A 915-nucleotide genomic window follows, 5' to 3' on the forward strand; every position below is an offset into this window, starting at 1 on the left:
AACCCGGTGCCGTTGGTGCGGGTTAACAAGCAGCCCAGGACGGCATTGGTCAAGCAAGAACACGTCGATGACGTGCCGGTTGCTTCGAAAAACCCCAAGGGTGATGCGGCCGCCAGTGCCGATAAAACCGCGACTCACGGTTGCCCGGTATCGATGGTCACCGGGGAGGAACTGCTGACCCTGACCGATGGCGAACTGGACGGCTTTTTACCGTTTGCCTGGACGCGGTTGTACCGCACCAGTGCCGTGGAAATCGATTGCGGGCTGGGGTTCGGTTGGAGCCATGGGGTGGCTCATTGCCTGTCGGTGAGCGGCGAGTCGGTGGTGTGGACCGACCATGAAAATCGCAGCACGGTTTTTCCGTTGCCTACTGTTTCGCGACCGGCGATCAGCAACAGCCTGGCCGAAGCGGCGATTTATCTGGGCGCTTCGCCGGATGAACTGGTGTTGGCCCAGGCCTCGCGTTTTTATCATTTCCGCGACGGGTTGCTGGTGTCGATCAGCGACGCGTATGACAACCGCCTGCGTATTTCCCGTGATGTGTTAGGGCGCATCCAACGGCTGGACAACGGCGTTGGCCGTGCGCTGTTGTTGCGCTATGACCGCGACCATATCGTCGCCGTCGACTATCAGGTGTTTCGCGCCGAGGGCGATCGGGAGTTCGTCTGGGTTACTGAGCAAAACGTCGTTTCCTACCGCTATGACGACGCCTGGCGGTTGATTGAGGCGACTAACGCTGTAGGCGAAAGCGAACGCTATCGCTACGACGATCAGCAGGTGATTCAGGAGCGGGAACTGGCCGGTGGGGCGAGTTTCTTCTGGGCGTGGGAACGCTCTGGCAAGGCCGCACGATGCGTCCGGCATTGGGCCAGCTTTTCGCAGATGGACACGCGCTATGCCTGGGATGACAACGGC

Annotated in this window: 1 protein-coding gene; it reads left to right on the plus strand. The window is 60.3% G+C overall.

What is annotated here, in order from left to right; translation table 11 throughout:
• Nucleotides 1-915: DUF6531 domain-containing protein (locus GNF76_RS29240; protein WP_246212045.1), on the plus strand; the 915-nt coding region annotated here is incomplete at both ends.

Source organism: Pseudomonas spelaei, assembly GCF_009724245.1.
GTDB classification, from domain to species: domain Bacteria; phylum Pseudomonadota; class Gammaproteobacteria; order Pseudomonadales; family Pseudomonadaceae; genus Aquipseudomonas; species Aquipseudomonas spelaei.